Here is a 14,361-nt window from a genome sequence, read left to right on the forward strand (position 1 = left end):
GGGCCAAGGCCCGCCTTTTTCTTGAGACCGTTATTGGTTTTATTACCGCGCAACACGCTTTTGTTTACGGTGGTTTGCCACAGTGCGCGTTTTATGTAGTATTTTTACACACATAACATCAAGACAACTCGCCGATCTACAACAACGGACACCGCTATGTTTCAGCTGACCCGCAGTGTGACGTGGCAGGCACTCGAACGCCTGCGCGACAAAACCGCTAACGACCGCATTCGTGACTACTTCACCAATGACCCGCAGCGCTTTGAAAAAATGAGCCTGCGGGTAGGCGGCCTTTTCCTCGACTACTCGAAGCACCACGTATCCGACGAGGTCAAGGCCAAGCTGATCGAGCTGGCCGACCACTCCGCTCTGGTGCAGCGCCGAGCGCAGATGTTCTCGGGCGATATCATCAACGTCACCGAAGACCGTCCGGTACTTCACACCGCGCTGCGCCACCTGGGCGACGAGCCGGTGTTTGTCGATGGCAAGGATGTAATGCCCGAGATCACCCGCACCCGCGAGCAGATCAAGCAGTTTTCCGAGGCGGTGCGTAGCGGCGAGTGGAAAGGCTATAGCGGCAAACGCATCAAGGACGTGGTCAACATTGGCATCGGCGGGTCGGACCTGGGCCCCAACATGGCCGTCCGTGCGCTATTGAAGTACCGCCACCCGGAGCTGCACTTCCACTTCGTTTCCAACGTGGACGGCACCCATATCCAGAAGGTGCTTTCGCGTCTCGACCCAGCCACCACGCTGTTCATCGTCTCAACCAAGACCTTCTCTACCCAGGAAACCCTGCTCAACGCCAAGACCGCCAGGCGCTGGTTCCTGGAGAACGCCGGTGAAGACGCCGATGTGGGCGCGCACTTTATCGCTGCCTCCACCAATCGCAAGGCAGCGATGGAATTCGGCATTCGTGAAGAGAACGTGTTCGAGTTCTGGGCCTGGGTCGGCGGGCGCTACTCCATGTGGTCATCCATTGGCCTGCCGATTGCGCTCTCGATTGGCTTTGAGGGCTTTATCGAGCTGCTGGAAGGCGCTCACGAGATGGATAATCACTTCATTGAAGCGCCCTTCTCTGAGAACATGCCGGTACTGATGGCGCTGATTGGCATCTGGTATATCAATTTCATTGGTGCGGAAACCCAAGCCATCGTGCCCTACGACCAGGCCCTGCACCAGCTGCCGTCGTTTCTCCAGCAGCTGGATATGGAGTCCAACGGCAAGTCGGTGGATATTTTCGGCCACCCGGTGAATTACAAGACCGGCCCGATTGTCTGGGGCCAGACCGGCTCCAACGGTCAGCACGCTTTCTTCCAGCTGCTGCATCAGGGCACACGCTACGTCCCCATCGACTTTATCGCCTCGCTCAAGCCCGAGCCGGGTGTCGAAGACCACCACTTCGCGCTGCTCACCAACATGCTCGCCCAGGCCAACGCCTTTATGGAAGGCAGCCAGGGAGACAGCAAGGAGCTCAGCCAGCACGATCCCTACAGCTGCCCTGGCAACCGCCCATCAAGCACCCTGCTGCTGGACGAGCTGACGCCGAAAAACCTGGGTGCCCTGATCGCGCTCTACGAACACAAGGTGTTCGTGCAAGGCGTTATCTGGAACATCAACTCCTTCGACCAGTGGGGTGTTCAGCTCGGCAAGCGCATCGCCGGTGAAATCAGCGAGCGCATCGACACCAACGCCGCCGACTTCGACGCCTCGACCCAGGGACTGCTGGAGCTGCTGCGCGGGCACTTCCCCGGCAATGGGAGAAGTGAAGACAGCGCCGCAAAAGCCAACGACGATAAAAAAACCACGCGGAAAAAGCGCTAAGCGCTAGCGAGTCACGTACTGGATAATGCGAAACGCCTTGGCTTTAGAGAGCCAAGGCGTTTTTGTTGCTATTGGACGACTGGCTTGGTCGTAGCGACGCTATTCAATCTCTACCTGCCGCCGGATCTTTGGCCAGTCAGCTTTGAGCTCAATTCATGGCTTATCTTCCACCACCTGCGTACTTACTCTTCTTAGAATGTCTGATTTAACTTCCTGGTTTTATCGCTGTGCTGTAGAACGCTCACTGACATTCTCTTTTGCTAATTCGATGACCGCATGCCCCAGTTGAACCAAGGTGGCGAAATTGGGGGTGGTTTGTGGCTTTAGAGAACGATAGGCGCTGGTACGGCTTTTGATACCTGCTTTGGCAATGACCTGGCTATGCCCGAACTGCTCCACGTAGGAACGAATAGCAGCCTGTAAAATGTCGGGACGCCCTTCCTGCATAGAGTCCCATGAGGCTTGCTTGATAACGTCTTCCATTTCCTGCACGTTGAAGTGAGTGGCTGCTGTTTTTTGCACGCCTTTTGTCACTGCACGCAGGGTGCTCGCAGAAAGCTCGTTGCCACCCCAGTTGAGCGACCCAGCCGCGGTTAGTGAGAACTTTTGGAAGTCTTTAATCCCTGAAAAAGGAGCCTTGCTAAAATAGCCTGATAGATCAGCAACGCCATGAAAACCATCGCTAAAAACCAGTTCAAGCGTATATGACCCAACCAAGTCCACATCAATGATTTTTAACATATGTCACCTAATTTGCCTGGGTTTTCACCATTGACTGCTTTCTGCCACATATGCATTAGCTGCTCCCGATGCTCAGCAATGTGGTTTTCTGCCCGCTTACGATGCTTATTGGGCAGATATCCCTCCAAGCACTCACCTGACTCAATTGCGATTATCAGTTCATAGCCACCATATTTGACGTGCAGGTGAGGAAGCTTGTGCTGCTTGTTATCAAAAAAATACATACAAAATGAAAGCCCGAGCAGAGCATCAATCTCTGGCATGCCCCCTCCTTGAATGGCACCCTGAAGATAGAATAGCACCGTATCCTGAAAGAGACAAAATAACCATCATTTTTCCATCTCATCCGGAATCATCGCCAGCAGAGCGGTAACGCCAATATCCACACCGGCTTGAGAGAATTAAGGTGGCCACCTGCCCTCGGTGATGGGTTTGGTGATTGAAGAAGTAAAAATTTAGCACTTAAGCCCTTTTCCCTCGCTTTGCGTCTTTTTACAAACGCCATATACTGTATATATAACCATATATTAACGGGGGTGGCAGATGACGTCTTTTCATTACGCTGATGGCGGCTCCTCTGTACGCAAAGGGCGTGGAGCGACGTACGACCCGCATAACCGCTTTGCGCCCACCCAAAGCGTTGCGGAAGACGATGGCTGGTGGCGGGAGGAAGCATCCACCACCATCGCCACCGAGGTACGCGAAGAGGTGAGTAAAAGCGCCCTGTCGTGGAACACCTCGCCGGATTTGCCGTTTGATCGCTCACTGAATCCTTATCGCGGCTGTGAGCACGGCTGCGTTTACTGCTATGCCCGCCCCTCCCATGCCTACTGGGATTTATCGCCAGGGCTGGATTTTGAAACCAGGCTGATTGCCCGCAGCGGTTTGGTGGAGCGGTTAACCGACGAGCTGTGCCACCCTAATTACGTATGCCGTCCGATTAACCTTTCCGGCAATACCGACTGTTACCAGCCACTTGAGGCAAAACACCAAACCACCCGCCGCTTGCTTGAGTTGTTATTGGAATGTCGGCATCCGGTCACCATCGTGACCAAAAGCAGCCTGATACTGAGAGACCTGGAGCTACTTTCGGAAATGGCCGAACACCGCCTGGTGCGAGTGTTTATCAGCCTTACCAGCCTGGATGCCAACCTGAAACGCACCCTCGAGCCGCGCACGGCGTCGCCTCAAGCCCGCCTGAAAGTCATCCGCGAGCTGAATACGGCGGGGATTCCTGTGGGCACGCTGGTTTCGCCGATCATCCCTGGGCTGACCGACCATGAGATCGAGCGGATTCTTGAAGCCGCCAGCCGAGCGGGGGCGCGCACCGCCACCTGGATACTGTTGCGACTGCCCCATGAAGTGGCGCCACTGTTCGAGGCATGGCTGGAAGCCCACTACCCTGAACGGGCAGCCAAAGTGATGAGCTTGATTCGCCAGTGCCGCGGCGGAAAGGATTACGACGCCCGCTTTGGCAAGCGTTTCCGCGGTGAAGGGGTGTTTGCCGAAATGATTGGCCAGCGGTTCAATCGTGCCAGTCGCCAGTGGAAATTGCAGTCCCGCACCGAGCAGGGATTGAATACCCGCGATTTTCGCCCGCCGCGCGCGCAAGGGGATTTATTCTATTAGACTGGGCGGCGTTACTCTCGAACCCCATAAAGGATGCGCCATGCCCGCGCCGTTAAGCAAAACCAAATCGAGCTTTTACCGCCGCCTTTATGTGGCGTACCTGATTGACCAGGGCGCTGCCAGCGTCCCCGCCTTGATCGAGGCGACAGGCATGCCAAGGCGCACCGCGCAAGACACCATTACCTCGCTTGCCGAATTGGATATCGAATGTGTGTTCGAAAAGGATGAAGGCGAGCGGCACAACATCGGCCGCTATCAGATACGCGATTGGGGGGCGATTGACCCACACTGGGTGGCAAGTCACGCCCAGTACCTGCAAAAGGCACTGGGCTACGGTAACGCCTAAGCGGTATTAAGCAACGCTTACCTCGTAACCGGTAAACTTACGCAGATTGATCACGCCGGTATCCAGCATCAAGTATTGGCCTTTGATGCCTTGCAAAATGCCGCTGACTTCGGGCTGCTTATCAAAGTTATGCGACACGATTTTGCGCGGGAAGGCCGCAACTGGATAGTGAAAGGCATGGTGTTGACCATCCAGCTCGCGAATGGCGTCCTCCTCGTGTTCGCTTTTCAGTTGCCCAAGGCCGCTGGCCGTCGCGGCCATCAGGCGATCGCGTTCGGCTTTCAGATCAAGCTCCGCCACCTCGCCTTTGAGCATGGCCCGCCAGTTGGTGCGGTCACCAACATGCTCCTTGAACAGCATCTCCACAAAGCCTGATTGCTGGCGGGTATCGACCTCGAGAATCGGCAAGGCCTGTATCGCCCCCTGGTCCAACCAGCGGGTGGGCATTTGCGTTTTACGGGTAATCCCTACTTTCAACCCCGACGAGTTGGCCAGGTAAACAATATGCGGCTGAAAGCAATGCTGCTCCGCCCATGCGGGGTCGCGGCAGGTACCCTGATAGTAATGGCACGTTTCCGGCTTCATGATGCAGGTATCGCACTGGGCCAGGCGCTTGAAGCAGGGGTAGCAGTAGCCCTGGGCAAAGCTTTTTTTGGTTGCACGACCGCAATGGGTGCAGGCGATAGCGCCGCTCCAACGCAGCTTTAACGGCGATCCCAACCGTGCGTTCAAATCAATACGATGCTCACCCGCGCGCAGATGATAGCTGACGGGTTGCGCCTGGGTCGAACCCGGTTCCACCGCCATTTTCCGCAAGCAGCCCTGCACTAAGCCATCAGTCACGCGACGCATCCTTGGCAAGGCCGGCCATTTCCGGTGAAACGCCCTGCCCCGTGGCGCCAGCACCGCAGGTGCGCTGTTCCAGATACCCGACGCGGTTCGCTTCGGGCACGTTGTTTTCCACCTCATAGCGCATCACGGCTTCAAGACACAATTCGGTCTGCTCGGCAGTGAGGTAGCGACCATCGGGCCACTTGCGCAGCGATACGGCCTGCTTGAGGCTCTCATAGATCGCCGGGGTCATCTGGTTGATCATTTTATCGAAGGTCATATCGCTCATGCCAAACTCCTCAGTTAAGACCGTAAACGCCGCGCACTATAATACCAGCCTGTAACCAGGCCGACGATCAGCCCGCCAAGATGCGCCTCGTTGGCAACATTGCCAAAGCCTACCAGCCCGGCCATGTCGGTCATGGTAAAGACCATCCAGCCCAGCATGAACACGACGAGCATTTGCGGTACAAAAAAGCCACTTCCCGGCACCCGACGCGACATCAGCCACACATGCCCCAGCAAGGCGTAAACGACACCCGACATGCCACCGAACAGCACTGTACCGGTCGCGTACTGCGCCAGGTTCGCCAGCACCCCCGCGACGACCAGCAGCATGAGCAGCGTCCGTCCGCCCTGAAATGCTTCGACCTGACGCCCGAAATACCAGACCCACATCAGGTTGAAGATCAGGTGCATCCAGCCAAAGTGCAGAAAAGCTGGCGACAGCAGACGCCATACCTGGCCGCTGGCCAGCGTATCTGCCAGCGATCCGTAGCTTAACTCACCGCCCACGATGCCAATCGGCACAATGGTAAGGGCCACGATCAACAGATCACCGAACACCCCCATCAGGGCGAAGACAACCAGGCTCACTACCACCATGGCCACGGTAACCGGCAACTGCTTTAGCGTTGGGAACACCCCCGGGGAATCCGCCTTTGAGACCTGCTCAGCTAATTCAAGGGGCTCGCCCTTCTGCCAGCGGGCTACCAGCGCGAGAAGTGCTTCACGCTGATCTGGATCGGCGACCCAGAGCACCAGGGCATCGCCTTCAGCGGTAATCCGGTGCCCTATGCGATAACGCCAAAGCGCTTTGCGAAGTGCCTGGGTATCCGCTTCAGGGGGTAAACGCATTACGGGGTGCATAGGCTTCCTTCATGGTAACGACATAGGCTTTTCATACAAACGCCAAGCTTGGCAACCATTTGATAGAACACGCTGGGGCGTGACAAGACAGTGGTTATTATTTCCACAAAAAAAACCGGCGGGGGGGCCGCCGGGTAAATAGCAAGGGATCATTCAAGGGAACACCTATTCTGACGAGCAGCGACAACGTTAGTTCATATGTTTTGCAAAAATTATGTAAATTAATGTAACAATAACAATTCGGATCAATCATCGTCATCCTGCACGGTGTTTAAAACACTCTGCTCTTCTCTAGCAACCCGAATCCAGACAAACTGATCGGCATTCAAGTTTTGTTCCCCATTCCAGCGATAGGCAACCAGACGGCCATACTTCACCGCACTGTAATCAAGACAGGCAATGTTCGCCGTGGGCAACGCAGGAATGCCTTCACACCAGTAATGGCCGACAAACAAGGGCGGCTCGTCAGGGCCATAATAACTTAGTGTCTCGCGTTCTTTTTGGCTGAGCGGTCGCTGCTCTAGATCGCCGGGTAAGTTATCAGGCTGGAAGGCGACATCGCCCCAGCACTGCGGCGATGCTGCCCAGAAATGAGTGCGGAAACTGCGCCGCGTAAACCCATCACCCGAATGAATGGCAACATTGTCGGGAAGCGGTAGATGACTGCCCCGCGTCAGGCGATCCAGAATCTGAAATGCCTGGGTCGATGGATCGGTAGACGCGACCAGAAAATCGTCATCCAGGCAGCCATCCGGGTAATCCTGCTTGAATTGCGCAATCAGCTGGTGGTCCCAGCAGGCATGGACCACCCGCAAGCCATCCTGCTCGAGAAACAACGGCAGCGTTTTAAACCACGCCAGCGTGTCTTCCCATTCATTGGTGTGGTCGCGGTACTGTTCCAGCGTATCCTGAATAATCCGGTTGTGACGCGGTGTGTGCTCGCGTAACCAGCGCTGTTGGCTATTCGGCGGTGCCGGGTGGGTATACGCCAAGGCGTTATATTCATGGTTGCCCATGACAATCTGGGCCTCGCCCGACTCGACCATACGCCGGGCGATCGTCACGGCAAGCCGGATGCGTGGCCCCCGGTCGATAAGATCACCAAGAAAGATCACCCGGCGGCGCGGATGGCGATAGACACCACTGCGCTGGCGATAGCCGAGCTTTTCGAGGAGCGCCGCGAGCGTGGCCCCGCACCCGTGCACATCCCCAATCAGATCGTAGCCTTCAAACACCGACTTGGTGGCGATTTGGTGGGCCATCTTCAGTCTCCCAACCGGTTGCTCCAGCCGAGTTTGCTGCGCAGCACCTCGTAGAAATTATGCCCGATGGGATGCACCAGTTGGACGCGTTCTGGCTTGCGCGTAATGACCACCACATCATCCGGTTTGGCGACCGAGCGTGTTTGCCCATCGCAGCTGACGTGGGGGTAGGACAGGTTGGTCTCACCGATGTGCAGGCGAATCTCGCTGGCCGCATCGATGACAATGGGGCGGCTTGAAAGCGTATGCGGGAACATCGGCACCAGAGTAATCACATCCAGCTTGGGGTGCATGATCGGTCCACCGCCGGATAAGGCGTAAGCCGTAGAGCCCGTGGGCGTGGCGATAATCAGCCCGTCGCTTCGCTGGCTGTAAACGAACTGGCCATCGATGAACAGTTCGAACTCGATCATGCGCACCGCTTTGCCAGGATGGACGACGACTTCATTGAGCGCTTCACCCGACCCCACCATGACACCGTTGCGATACAACGCCATATCCAGCAGAAAGCGTTCCTCGCGTTCGAACTCACCGGCCAGCACTTCGCTAACGCGGCTTTCCAGCTCATCCGGCGAGATGTCGGTCAGAAAGCCCAAGCGACCTCGATTAACGCCTAAAATCAGCGTCCCGCTATGGCAAAGAGTTCGGGCCGCGCCTAACAGGCTGCCATCACCACCGACCACAATCACCAGGTCACACATCTCCCCCAGGGCTCGACGACTGGCCTCGGGCTGGCCATGGTGGGGGATCACCGTTGCGGTGCGATCTTCGACCAGTACGCGGTAGCGATGCTCAACCAGGTAATTGACTAAGCGCTGCAGCGAGTCGACGACTTTATCGCTGCCCAGGCGGCCAATTAGCCCGATGGTACTAAATGGCCGCCCTGACTCCTTGGGTGTATTCGATGGCACAGCAGCTTCCTGAACATGATGGGTCGTGGGTCGACTCAAGTAATATCAGTCCATTATGGCCAGAGCAGGCAGCGCGGGCAAATGGACTTACGTGAGTGAAACGTCAACCGGCCCTAGGCAGGGTGTGCCTGCTGACGTTGCAGCCACCAATGATTCAACCAAAGGGACGCCGCCATAATGCCCGCGCCGAGCAGCAGCCGAGCCACATCGGCCTCACGGTTCCAGATCAACAGGTTGACGGCCAGCCCTGCGGGTACCAGCGCGTTGTTCATGACCGCAAGCGTACCTGCATCGACCCGGGTAGCCCCTTGGTTCCAGGCAAAATACCCCACGCCCGAAGCGACCAGTCCAAGCCAGGCCAACACGCCCCACTGCACACCGGTTGTTGGCAAGGCGGCGCTATTACCGAACAGCAGGAAGACCGGCAGCGCAATCACCATGGCGCCGATAAAAAACCAGCCAAATACATTGTGCCAGGGCAAGTCTGCGGGCAGGTCAGCCGCTAGACGCCGGTAGCCTACCTGGCCGATGGCAAAACACAGATTGGCCCCCTGAACGACTAAAAAGCCTGCCCAAAAACCACTATCCACCCCATCGTAGCGGATAACCGCCGCGCCCAGCACAGCCAAGCCAGCGCTTAACAGGTAGATCGGCGTAAACCGCCCAAACAGCAGGTCATCCAGCAGTGCGATATAAATGGGCGTGAAGATAGTGAACAGTAGAACTTCGGGCACCGACAGCAATATAAATGACTGATAGAAGAAGGTGTACATAATGCCAAGCTGAATGGCGCCCAGCGCCATCAGCGCCAAACGCTGCTTGCCTTTTAACAGGCTGGGCCGCAGGAACGGCAAGAACACCAGGGCGGCAAGCCCTACCCGGAGGAGGACCGCAAAATAGCTGTCCACCTGGCCCGCCAGATAAACGCCAATCAGCGAGAAAGAGAACGCCCACAGCGCGGTGACACCGACGAGATACGCCATTGTAAACCCCAGACATTATAAAAGTTGACATGAATTATACGTAGCGTTTCGTCAATGCCAATGGCTGGTAGGCAAAAACATCGCTTGAATGTTGATCTGCCTGGGAATTGGCGCGCCTTATTGTCGGCGAAGCCAGACAAAAGCAAAAACGACTCCAGGTAGCCAGACGCATAGCGTCAGTAAGGTCGTAATGGCGACGCGTCGCGCGCCCCCATCCGTCAGCGCTACCGCCAATGGCGGGAATAGCACAGCCAATGCATAGTACGCGGCCTTCACCGATGAAGGCATGTCTGTCAGCGGCGGTGGCTGCGTCGCCGATTCGTTAACAGACGGTTTTTCAGGGGTGTAATATTCAACGCTTTTATCAACAGCGGGCGTCGCTTCAGCCTTGGTGGACTCGTTAACCTTCGTCTTGCGGTGTGCTTCCTTGTCGATTTTTTGCGTCAGAGCGTCAGCGTCGTGCGCCAGATCATCGTGATAGCGCTCCCACTCTTCCCAATCGTGGGGTGTTCCCACCTTGGGGGGTTGATGCCCGGCTTCACGCGCACGCTCCCAGGATTTCTCTTCCAGCGTGTTGGGGCGGTCGGCATCACGGTCCAGCGGCACCCCTTTGCGATTCAAATATTCACGTGCGTCCATAATGTTTCCTCACGCCAAGTCATTGGGGTCTGTTGCGGCCAGCCCCTTGGGTTATTCGACCAGATAAGAATAACAATTGCGACGCCCCCGGCCCTTTACAAGCGCTTTTAAAGCGTTGAATGCTCCAGCGGGATGATCATCGCATCTGTATGTAAATCTTCTAAAGTGAATGGAGTGACGGTTAACTAAATGTTCGCCATGCTCACGCAAAAGGAGAACCACAATGTCAAAACCCACGCCTCACACAGTACGCGATATCATGTCTCGCGATTGCTATCGTGTTTCGCCGGAAATGTCGATCACCACTCTGGCCCAGGGGCTCGCACTGCACCGACTGCCGGGGGCGCCGGTGGTCGACCGGCATGACAATCTGATCGGCTTTATCTCGGAACAGGATGTGTTGGGCCGCGTTCTCGACAGCGTGTATCATGACGACGAGGCCCCCCTGGTTAGAGAATTGATGCGCAACGAAGTGCTCAGCGTTACTCCGGTGAAAAGCATTACCGATCTGGCTCAGGAAATGCTGGGCGCAAAGCCCAAAATATATCCGGTGGTTGAACAACGCCGCCTGGTTGGGATTGTTACACGGCGGGATATCCTTGTCGCCTTGCTCACCATTCGCCGCCACTAAGGAGGCTGTCGCCAAACATTGCGAAAGCAGGCCGCCGTGACGTCATGAACGTCAGGCAAAAAAAACCGCTGCTCATGGAGCAGCGGAAGCAAGGGATCAAAACAATAGCGAGACAACACCATTAGCGACTGCTATCACTACGTTGTCTGTACTTACTCAGACACGCTTTTCTGAAAAAGTTCGGCAATCTGCAAAATTTTCGTTTCAAAAAATGTGAACGGTATAATGGTCTGTATCGACATTTCGCACTCAACCCCCAAGGGAGTACTGCATGGCACTTTATCTTTTGGTATTCGGGGTGTGTTTTCTGGTGATTGGCAGTGTCGTCGCCGTGTTGCTGACCTCACGCACGCCAAGGTACCGCACCGAGCCGAAAGATCTGCTGGCACTTTTTGACAAAGCGCTGGCCAGCCAGGTGAGCGAGACGGAATGGAACGCCCTGATCGGCTACCCCATCCGGCATGACGAGTACCTGGAGGGGGTGCGGAGGCGGGCATCCCACTTGATGGACCAACATGGTAGGCGCTGGCAGCTGGCTCAGGGAAAGCCTCTGCTTAACGCAGAAGGTCAGGCGGAGCTGAAAGCCCTGCGTGACCATTTGGCGGCCCACACCGAACTCCATGCACATTAACGCAGGTGGCGACGGAGATTCCTATGCCCAGCACGATTCGCCGAATTCCTCTGGAAAGCGCTACGCGTCACCACGCTCATGATTTTCACCAAATCGTTATCACTCTATGCGGTGCGTCGGAGTTTGAGATCAAGGGGCTGGGCGGCCGTGTCAATGCGTTTTCGGGCTGTATCGTGCCCGCGAATCATGAGCACTACTACTCGGGCAGTGGCTATAACCGACAGCTGATTCTGGACCTGCCAGAAGATGCACCGGCGCTTACCGGTGAGCAGCGCGAGCTGGTCGCCCTGTTCGATGCGCCGCGTTTTTTTGCTCTGGATGCCTCGCTGCGCCACTACCTGGCCTTCATGGAATGTGAGCTTGGCCAGACCGACTCCCCTGGCCTGCCGCCCTTTCAACATGACCGACTGGCTGCCACTTTTCTGGGGGCTCTCAAGGGGCGCCTGGGCAATGTCTCTGACCCACCCTCGCGTCTCGATATTCGCCACCTTGACCGTTATATTCAACAGCATATGGCCGACAATCTGCGTGTCGCCGACCTGGCGAAACTGGTGTGCCTGAGCGAGGCACATTTTTCGGAACGTTTCCGTCAACAGACAGGGCTCTCGCCCTGGCAATACGTTAAGCGTCAGCGACTCCATGCGGCCCATCAGCTTGTGGTACAGAGCCAATTGTCGTTGACCGATATTGCGCTGCAAACCGGTTTTGCCAACCAGAGTGCGCTATCGCATGCGTTTCGCCGTGGCTATGGGCTCTCTCCCCGCCAGCTTCGTCAATCCCGCAGACTCTCCACCCCGTTGACTAGCCGTCCATATAATCCCCTGGCAGAGCCTGTCAAACTAAACTAACGTCTTATAAGTGATCGACTTACCTCGAATTTGACATATTTTCCCGTGGAAATGGCATACACCGACAGCCACTCCGCTCTACATTCGAGCGTTAGCTCAGGTTTTACGTCCTGTTACCATTATTACCGCTTTAATGGGCGGAAACGCGCCGCTTTCGGCGCAGGGCGATGAGTAAGCAGCTCATCATCGACAAACCAAAACTCATGAACAGGGAACTCTCTTATGGTCGAAAATAATACTGGGATCATTGCTGATAAAGGTGCCATCAACCTTTCTGACACTGTCTATTGCGGGCGTTCGTTAAGCCCCGTGGCGTGAATGAAAAACGGGTTAATAAAAATAATGCGGATGACTACCGGGCCCTTCCCGGTAACCGCACAAACCGGGCGGAATTAACGCCGTCCCGAAGAATTGGAGAAGTTACATGGCTATTGGTGTTTGGATCAGTCTCATTGCCTACTTTGCGCTCATGATTGCCATTGGCATTTATGCGATGCGCAAAGCCACCTCTTCCTCGGAAGATTACATGCTGGGTGGCCGTAACCTCAGCCCCAAAGTGGCCGCCTTGTCAGCTGGCGCGTCGGACATGAGTGGCTGGTTGCTGCTGGGCTTGCCCGGTGCGATGTTCGCTTCTGGCCTCGGATCGGCCTGGATCGGTATTGGCCTGCTCGTCGGGGCATTATTCAACTGGATTCTGGTCGCTCCGCGCCTGCGTGAACAGACGGTTCACTATGGCAATGCGATCACCATTCCGGCTTTCCTGGCAAATCGCTTTCCGACACGGTCGCTTTCCCTGCGCACGGTGTCTGCCATCGTGATCGTCATCTTCTTTGCGGTCTACACCGCATCGGGCCTGGTGGCCGGCGGCAAGCTGTTCGAAAGCGCCTTTGCGGGGGTCGTGAACATTGGCGGCATGAGCGACTATGGTGCGGGCGTGCTGATCACCCTCGGCGTCGTGCTGGTTTACACCGTGGTCGGTGGCTTTCTCGCGGTGAGCATGACGGACTTCGTGCAAGGCTGCATCATGATGCTGGCCCTGGTGATCATGCCGGCGGTGGTGCTCTTTGGCGAAGGCGGCGGCGGCTTCGGCCAGGCATCACAGACCCTCAATGAAGTTGACCCCACGCTGCTTTCGTGGACAGAAGGGTTGACCTTTATTGGCTGGCTGTCTGCGGTGACCTGGGGGCTTGGGTACTTTGGCCAGCCACACATCATCGTGCGCTTCATGGCAATCCGCACGCTCAAGGATGTACCAATTGCCCGCAACATCGGCATGAGCTGGATGGCCATCTCGCTGATCGGCGCGGTGTCGCTGGGTATTTTTGGCCGCGCCTATGCGGTCCGCAACGGCATGGATGTCGAAGACCCGGAAACCATCTTCATTATCCTGGCGGAGTTGCTGTTCCACCCGCTGATCACCGGCTTCCTGTATGCAGCGCTGCTGGCGGCGGTCATGAGCACCATTTCCAGCCAGCTACTGGTAGCGTCTTCTTCGCTGACCGAGGACTTCTATCGCCTCTTCCTGCGTAAAGAAGCCACTGACAAGGAGTGCGTGAACGTGGGCCGTGTGAGCGTCGTCCTAGTGGGCTTGATAGCCGCCGTGATTGCGTCGGATCCAGACTCGCAGGTACTCGGATTGGTCAGTAACGCCTGGGCAGGCTTCGGCGCCGCCTTCGGCCCGCTGATCATCCTGTCGCTGATGTGGTCACGTACCAACGGCAATGGCGCCATTGCTGGCATGGTCGTGGGTGCCGCCACCGTCATGATCTGGATTGCCCTGGGCTGGAACGCTTCCTTCATGGGTGGCCCGGGCATTTACGAGATCATTCCCGGCTTCATCGCAGCCTTCCTTGCCATCCTGGTGGTAAGCAGTGCCACTGCAGATGCCGGTGAATATCAGCACATTACCCGCTAGCAAGAGCGCGCAGGATACATT

16 protein-coding genes and 1 pseudogene are annotated in these 14,361 nt (G+C 56.3%); 7 read left to right on the top strand and 10 right to left on the bottom strand.

Going from position 1 to position 14,361, the window contains the following annotated elements; translation table 11 throughout:
- Positions 1 to 156: 156 nt before the first annotated feature.
- The gene (gene pgi, locus ADS46_RS05440; RefSeq protein WP_066317312.1) at positions 157 to 1,824 is read left to right on the top strand and encodes a glucose-6-phosphate isomerase; all 1,668 of its coding nucleotides are present in this window, start codon (positions 157 to 159) and stop codon (positions 1,822 to 1,824) included.
- A gap of 219 nt (positions 1,825 to 2,043) precedes the next feature.
- Here pgi and ADS46_RS05445 read toward each other — a convergent pair whose 3' ends face one another.
- The 3 genes and pseudogenes from ADS46_RS05445 to ADS46_RS18720 all read right to left on the bottom strand — a co-directional run.
- Positions 2,044 to 2,565, bottom strand: a complete 522-nt coding sequence (locus tag ADS46_RS05445) for a DUF2442 domain-containing protein (RefSeq protein WP_066317313.1) — start codon at positions 2,563 to 2,565, stop codon at positions 2,044 to 2,046.
- Entirely contained in the window at positions 2,559 to 2,828 is a 270-nt protein-coding gene (dhiT, locus tag ADS46_RS05450) for a DUF4160 domain-containing protein (RefSeq protein WP_066317314.1), read from the bottom strand. Before dhiT ends, ADS46_RS05445 begins: the two co-directional genes overlap by 7 nt.
- Before the next feature lie 66 nt (positions 2,829 to 2,894).
- A pseudogene (locus tag ADS46_RS18720) lies at positions 2,895 to 3,015 on the bottom strand (DinB family protein); the annotation flags it as partial.
- Between the two features lie 93 nt (positions 3,016 to 3,108).
- Between ADS46_RS18720 and ADS46_RS05455 the strand changes: the two are divergent.
- Together ADS46_RS05455 and ADS46_RS05460 are read left to right on the top strand one after the other, a co-directional pair.
- Positions 3,109 to 4,194 (top strand): PA0069 family radical SAM protein, encoded by a 1,086-nt coding sequence (locus ADS46_RS05455; RefSeq protein ID WP_066317315.1) that lies wholly within the window; start codon positions 3,109 to 3,111, stop codon positions 4,192 to 4,194.
- Positions 4,195 to 4,234: 40 nt separating this feature from the next.
- Positions 4,235 to 4,540: a winged helix-turn-helix domain-containing protein gene (locus tag ADS46_RS05460; RefSeq protein ID WP_066317317.1), complete on the top strand. Its 306-nt coding sequence runs from the start codon at positions 4,235 to 4,237 to the stop codon at positions 4,538 to 4,540.
- A gap of 6 nt (positions 4,541 to 4,546) precedes the next feature.
- On the opposite strand, the gene ADS46_RS05465 is transcribed toward ADS46_RS05460, so the two are convergent.
- From ADS46_RS05465 to ADS46_RS05495, 7 genes are all read right to left on the bottom strand, one after another.
- A complete protein-coding gene (locus tag ADS46_RS05465; RefSeq protein ID WP_066317319.1) occupies positions 4,547 to 5,392 on the bottom strand; it encodes a DUF2797 domain-containing protein in 846 nt (281 codons plus the stop codon).
- On the bottom strand, positions 5,376 to 5,660 hold the full coding sequence (locus ADS46_RS05470) for a YeaC family protein (RefSeq protein WP_066317322.1): 285 nt from the start codon (positions 5,658 to 5,660) through the stop codon (positions 5,376 to 5,378). Before ADS46_RS05470 ends, ADS46_RS05465 begins: the two co-directional genes overlap by 17 nt.
- Before the next feature lie 14 nt (positions 5,661 to 5,674).
- Entirely contained in the window at positions 5,675 to 6,520 is an 846-nt protein-coding gene (locus tag ADS46_RS05475; RefSeq protein WP_066317324.1) for a rhomboid family intramembrane serine protease, read from the bottom strand.
- 245 nt (positions 6,521 to 6,765) lie between these two features.
- Positions 6,766 to 7,782 carry a metallophosphoesterase gene (locus tag ADS46_RS05480; protein WP_066317325.1) on the bottom strand — a complete coding sequence of 339 codons (1,017 nt, stop codon included), beginning with the start codon at positions 7,780 to 7,782 and terminating at the stop codon, positions 6,766 to 6,768.
- A 2-nt stretch (positions 7,783 to 7,784) separates the two neighbouring features.
- The gene (locus tag ADS46_RS05485) at positions 7,785 to 8,693 is read right to left on the bottom strand and encodes an NAD(+) kinase (protein WP_066317328.1); all 909 of its coding nucleotides are present in this window, start codon (positions 8,691 to 8,693) and stop codon (positions 7,785 to 7,787) included.
- A gap of 113 nt (positions 8,694 to 8,806) precedes the next feature.
- The gene (locus tag ADS46_RS05490) at positions 8,807 to 9,676 is read right to left on the bottom strand and encodes a carboxylate/amino acid/amine transporter (RefSeq protein ID WP_066317330.1); all 870 of its coding nucleotides are present in this window, start codon (positions 9,674 to 9,676) and stop codon (positions 8,807 to 8,809) included.
- Positions 9,677 to 9,793: 117 nt separating this feature from the next.
- Entirely contained in the window at positions 9,794 to 10,315 is a 522-nt protein-coding gene (locus ADS46_RS05495; RefSeq protein ID WP_066317333.1) for a YqaE/Pmp3 family membrane protein, read from the bottom strand.
- Between the two features lie 223 nt (positions 10,316 to 10,538).
- Here ADS46_RS05495 and ADS46_RS05500 point away from each other — a divergent pair, with 223 nt between their 5' ends.
- The 4 genes from ADS46_RS05500 (at position 10,539) to putP (ending at position 14,340) form a co-directional block, all read left to right on the top strand.
- The gene (locus ADS46_RS05500) at positions 10,539 to 10,946 is read left to right on the top strand and encodes a CBS domain-containing protein (RefSeq protein WP_066317336.1); all 408 of its coding nucleotides are present in this window, start codon (positions 10,539 to 10,541) and stop codon (positions 10,944 to 10,946) included.
- A gap of 271 nt (positions 10,947 to 11,217) precedes the next feature.
- Entirely contained in the window at positions 11,218 to 11,577 is a 360-nt protein-coding gene (locus ADS46_RS05505) for a hypothetical protein (RefSeq protein ID WP_066317341.1), read from the top strand.
- A 23-nt stretch (positions 11,578 to 11,600) separates the two neighbouring features.
- Positions 11,601 to 12,425: an AraC family transcriptional regulator gene (locus tag ADS46_RS05510; RefSeq protein WP_066317344.1), complete on the top strand. Its 825-nt coding sequence runs from the start codon at positions 11,601 to 11,603 to the stop codon at positions 12,423 to 12,425.
- Positions 12,426 to 12,849: 424 nt separating this feature from the next.
- Positions 12,850 to 14,340, top strand: coding sequence for a sodium/proline symporter PutP (gene putP / locus ADS46_RS05515; RefSeq protein WP_066317345.1), 1,491 nt, complete (start codon positions 12,850 to 12,852; stop codon positions 14,338 to 14,340).
- Positions 14,341 to 14,361 lie beyond the last annotated feature (21 nt).

It is taken from the genome of Halomonas sp. G11 (assembly GCF_001663515.1).
Lineage (GTDB): Bacteria > Pseudomonadota > Gammaproteobacteria > Pseudomonadales > Halomonadaceae > Vreelandella.

Excerpts from the sequence above, each read along its gene's own strand:
- pgi (WP_066317312.1), top strand. The coding sequence starts at position 157 with ATGTTTCAGCTGACCCGCAGTGTGACGTGGCAGGCACTCGAACGCCTG.
- ADS46_RS05445 (WP_066317313.1), bottom strand. The coding sequence starts at position 2,565 with ATGTTAAAAATCATTGATGTGGACTTGGTTGGGTCATATACGCTTGAA.
- dhiT (WP_066317314.1), bottom strand. The coding sequence starts at position 2,828 with ATGCCAGAGATTGATGCTCTGCTCGGGCTTTCATTTTGTATGTATTTT.
- ADS46_RS05455 (WP_066317315.1), top strand. The coding sequence starts at position 3,109 with ATGACGTCTTTTCATTACGCTGATGGCGGCTCCTCTGTACGCAAAGGG.
- ADS46_RS05460 (WP_066317317.1), top strand. The coding sequence starts at position 4,235 with ATGCCCGCGCCGTTAAGCAAAACCAAATCGAGCTTTTACCGCCGCCTT.
- ADS46_RS05465 (WP_066317319.1), bottom strand. The coding sequence starts at position 5,392 with ATGCGTCGCGTGACTGATGGCTTAGTGCAGGGCTGCTTGCGGAAAATG.
- ADS46_RS05470 (WP_066317322.1), bottom strand. The coding sequence starts at position 5,660 with ATGAGCGATATGACCTTCGATAAAATGATCAACCAGATGACCCCGGCG.
- ADS46_RS05475 (WP_066317324.1), bottom strand. The coding sequence starts at position 6,520 with ATGCACCCCGTAATGCGTTTACCCCCTGAAGCGGATACCCAGGCACTT.
- ADS46_RS05480 (WP_066317325.1), bottom strand. The coding sequence starts at position 7,782 with ATGGCCCACCAAATCGCCACCAAGTCGGTGTTTGAAGGCTACGATCTG.
- ADS46_RS05490 (WP_066317330.1), bottom strand. The coding sequence starts at position 9,676 with ATGGCGTATCTCGTCGGTGTCACCGCGCTGTGGGCGTTCTCTTTCTCG.
- ADS46_RS05495 (WP_066317333.1), bottom strand. The coding sequence starts at position 10,315 with ATGGACGCACGTGAATATTTGAATCGCAAAGGGGTGCCGCTGGACCGT.
- ADS46_RS05500 (WP_066317336.1), top strand. The coding sequence starts at position 10,539 with ATGTCAAAACCCACGCCTCACACAGTACGCGATATCATGTCTCGCGAT.
- ADS46_RS05505 (WP_066317341.1), top strand. The coding sequence starts at position 11,218 with ATGGCACTTTATCTTTTGGTATTCGGGGTGTGTTTTCTGGTGATTGGC.
- ADS46_RS05510 (WP_066317344.1), top strand. The coding sequence starts at position 11,601 with ATGCCCAGCACGATTCGCCGAATTCCTCTGGAAAGCGCTACGCGTCAC.
- putP (WP_066317345.1), top strand. The coding sequence starts at position 12,850 with ATGGCTATTGGTGTTTGGATCAGTCTCATTGCCTACTTTGCGCTCATG.